Source organism: Achromobacter dolens (genome assembly GCF_902859745.1).
In the GTDB taxonomy this organism is placed as follows: domain Bacteria; phylum Pseudomonadota; class Gammaproteobacteria; order Burkholderiales; family Burkholderiaceae_B; genus Achromobacter; species Achromobacter dolens.
The window spans coordinates 1-3,407 of the sequence record NZ_CADIJW010000102.1 but is presented as its reverse complement, the minus strand read 5'-3'; the positions used below and the strand labels follow the sequence as shown (position 1 = coordinate 3,407).

Annotated in this window: 2 protein-coding genes; both read right to left on the bottom strand. The window is 71.4% G+C overall.

The genetic code is table 11. The features are described from left to right. Positions 1-1,065 (bottom strand): PepSY domain-containing protein (locus HV783_RS29220; protein WP_175190340.1); only part of this gene is annotated, 1,065 nt, incomplete at its 3' end. Positions 1,066-1,073: 8 nt separating this feature from the next. Then, on the bottom strand, positions 1,074-3,275 hold the full coding sequence (locus HV783_RS29215; protein WP_175190339.1) for a TonB-dependent receptor: 2,202 nt from the start codon (positions 3,273-3,275) through the stop codon (positions 1,074-1,076). Positions 3,276-3,407 lie beyond the last annotated feature (132 nt).

Here is a 3,407-nt window from a genome sequence, read left to right as displayed (position 1 = left end):
GGCAAGGACCAGGTCCTGGCCGTCCACCCGTTGCCAGCGCAGCTCGCGCGGCGCCGCCGGCAGGGCGCGGATCAGCGCGGCGGCGGGCGCCTGCGGCGCGTCGACGGCATAGGCGCCGCCGGCGTAGGCCTGTTGCGCCAATGGCGCCGCGCCGCTGCTGAACACCTTCCACGGGTTCATCGACATCAGCCCGCTGAAGATCCAGGTGAGCGTGATGCCGGCGAACATCAGGCCGGCCAGGTGGTGCCAGCGCATCATGTTCTCGCGATACGGCGAGCGGCTGCCGCTGGCGTAGGGGCGCGAGAAGCGCCAGCGCAGGATGCCGACCACCGTGCCCGTCAGCGCCACAGCCACCCCGGTCACCGACAGCCAGACGACGATGTCGTGCCACCACGGATCGAAGACATTGCCGCGGAACGGATACAGCCAGTGGATCCAGGCGCCGACGTAGTTCCACAGCCGTTCGCGGCGGGTGGCGTCCAGCACCACTTCGCCGGTGGCGGACGAGACGTACAGCCGGGTGTGCGCGGGATCGTCCAGGTCGATGCGGTGAAGCGGCCGGTGGATGTCGAGCGCGCCGGAGTGGGTGTAGACGTCCTCCTCCACCACGCCCTGGTAGCGCGCGGCGTACCGGCCGTCGAACCAGGCCGCGGCGCTGGCGGTGGCGACCGCGGCGTCGGCGCGCGGCAGCAGCGCGCCGCTGGCGGCATCCACCACCCTGGGCGCGCGGCCGCGGCCCATCGGCACCAGGTAGACCGGCGCGCCGCCGCGCAGCGCGGCCAGGCTCAGGCCCGCCATGTCGCTGGCGCCGGCGGCGGCCAGCGCCTGGGCCGGCGTGGCGGCGACGCGGGCCGGGTCGAGCGGCGCCAGGTGCGTCATGCGTTCCTGCGGCGTGAGCTTAGGGTAGCCCACGTACATCATCACCACGCCCGAGATGAACCACATGGCGAAGAACAGGCACAGCACGATGCCGGCCCAGCGATGCGTCAGGTACAGCCAGCGCTTGGCGCGGGTGGACCACGGCACGGGCGCGGGCCGGCGGCGGGGGGAGGGGATGGCGTCCATGGCAGTCCTCAGAACCGCGCCTGCAGCGTCAGTTCGAACGAGCGCGGCGCGCCCAGGTAGAACATCGGCGTGCCGGTGACGTTGGCGGCGTACACCTTGTCGGTCAGGTTGCGGACCCGGCCGGTGACGGTGAAGTGGCGGTCGATGCGGTGCGACAGCGCCGCGTCGAACACGGTGTACGACGGCGCCCAGACGGTGTTGGCGGCATCGGCGTAGGCGCGGCCGACGTAGCGCGCGGCCACACTGGCGTTCCAGTCCGGCAGGAAGGCGTAGTCGATCCAGGCGTTGGCCACGCGCCGCGGCGTGTTGGTCGGCACATTGCCGTTGCGCGACACGCGCACGCCGCCGACCGTTTCCGAGAAGTCGTCGTACCTGGGATCGACGAAGGCGACGTTGGCCTGCAGCGACAGGGTGCGCGTCAGGCGCAGCCCGCCGGCCAGTTCCAGCCCGCGCGCCGACTGCTGGCCCACCGGGATGCTGACCGCCGGGTTGTTGGCGTCGGGCGCCGAGATGTGCTTGCGCGTGATCTCGTAGGCCGCGATGGTGGCCGAGCCGCGGCCGTCCCAGAACTCGAACTTGCCGCCCACTTCCTTCTGCGTGCCGGTGGTCAGCTTGTCGTTGTTGAGCACGTCGGCGAACGAGGCGGTGGCCATGATGCCGGACGGGGGGTCGGCGGCCGTGGCGTATTGCGCGTAGAGCGAGGCCTGCGGCGTGATGGCCCAGTTCAGCGCCAGCCGGCCGGTTGTGGGCGAATAGCTGCGCGAGGCCGAGGCCGGCGCGCTGGCCGTGACCGCGCGGCGGTTGGTCAGGTCCAGGTCGATGAAGTCCTTGCGCAGGGCCGACACGATGGCCACGCCGGGCAGCACTTCCGTGCGGTTCTCCAGCGTGAAGGCCAGCGTCCGGATGCGGTTGTCGCGGTCCGGGTTGTGGCCGCGCGTCATGCCGGGGATGTCGTAGAAATAGCCCGGCTGGAAATCGTACGGATCGACCGCGTCCACCGTGGCCGGCAGGCTGGTGGGATAGCGGGTCTGCCTGTTCACGCTCAGGTCGGCGCCGAACGACCAACTGGTGGGCAGGCCGGCCAGCGTCGATTCGACCAGGCCTTCGACGCGGTCGCCGACCAGGCTCTGTTCGTGGCGCTGCAGCAGCGCGCCCGAGCGCAGCACGCGGCTGTTGGCGGCGTTGTAGCGGTAGGTCTCCAGGTTGCGGAAGTCGCGTTCGGCGCGGTAGTAGTACAGCGTGTTCTTGAACGTGATGCCCGGCGCCGCGCGCCATTCCGTCAGCGAACGGGCCCACAGCACCGACTGCTCGTACAGGCCGTCGTCGACGTTGTAGTTCTTGAAACGCGTGCCGCCGCGGATGTGGCCTTCGCCGCTCACCTTGCCGTTCGCGCCCACCGTCAGCGGCGTGCCCCAGTAGGGGCGGTCGACGCGTTCGCGCTGGTACTCGAAGGCCCAGGTCTGCGTGACGTCGTCGCCCAGGTCGGACAGCAGCGAGGCCGCCACCTGGGCGGCATTCGAGCGCTCGCCGTCGACCCAGCCGCGGCTGGCGGTGGTGTTGGCGTCGATGCGCAGGTAATGGCCGCGTCCGCCCGGCGAGCCGGCCAGTTGCTGGTTGATGCCGACCGATGCCTGGCGCGTGTCGAACGATCCCAGGCGCAACTGGCCCTCATAGAACGTGTCGCGCTCGGCCAGCTTGGTGACGTAATTGATGGCGCCGCCGACCGCGCCGGCGCCGAACAGGAAGGTCGACGGGCCGCCGATGGCCTCGACCCGGTCGTAGATCCAACTGTCGATCGGCCGCGCGGCCACCGAGTCGTACTGCACCGAGATGCCGTTGAACAGTTGCGACACCTGGCCGCCGCTGAAACCGCGGTAGCTGACGGCGCCGGCCATGCCGGGGGGCGCGGCGTTGTTCACGCCCGGGATGCCGCGCGCGATGTCCTGGGTGTTGAGCGCGCCGCGCGCCTCGATCTGCTGGCGCGAGATGACGGTGACGGAGGCCGGCGTGTCCTTGATGCGCAGGCCGAGGCGGCTGCCGGTGCCGTCGATGCGTTCCAGGTTGATCGGCCCGTTGGGCGCGTCGTCGGCGCGCTCGCCTTCGACCAGGGTGGCGGGCAGGGTCTCGATGGCGGGTTCGGCGGTCAGCGCGAACGCCGGGTTGGCCGCGCAGGCGCCGGCCAGCAGGGATGCTGCATAGTGTTTTTTCATGATCCAGGCCGGCGGGGGCCGGCATGCGCGCTCGCGCGGGCGCCGCGTTCAGGGGCGGCAAAAGGCGCGGGCGCGGGGTCTCCAGGGCGTCGCCGCCGGAAAAGGGCGGCGCGGGCTCGGGCGCAGGCGGCG